Raw genomic sequence first — 235 nt, 5'->3', positions numbered from 1 at the left:
TGCATCAATTTTGCCTGTCTCGATAACAAGATGCGTCTTACTACTCACGCCACTTCTTGACGTTAATAGACCCACATATCCTTTAGGAATGTTTACAGCAATATCAGTACTGATTAATGCTTTTTCTTGTGGTTCTAATACCACTGTTTCTGCTGCATAAATGTCGAACCCTGCGTCAGTTGAGTGGTTACATGTAGGTAATGTTGCGTTATCTGATAATAATTTGATTTGTAAT

At 37.4% G+C, this 235-nt stretch carries 1 protein-coding gene; it reads right to left on the bottom strand.

What is annotated here, in order from left to right; all coding sequences use genetic code 11:
- Positions 1-235 (bottom strand): dCTP deaminase/dUTPase family protein (locus CD138_RS13475; RefSeq protein ID WP_506344856.1); only part of this gene is annotated, 235 nt, incomplete at both ends.

Origin of the sequence: Staphylococcus intermedius NCTC 11048 (assembly GCF_002902385.1) — a bacterium.
GTDB lineage: Bacteria > Bacillota > Bacilli > Staphylococcales > Staphylococcaceae > Staphylococcus > Staphylococcus intermedius.
This window is presented reverse-complemented; position numbering and strand designations above follow the sequence as displayed.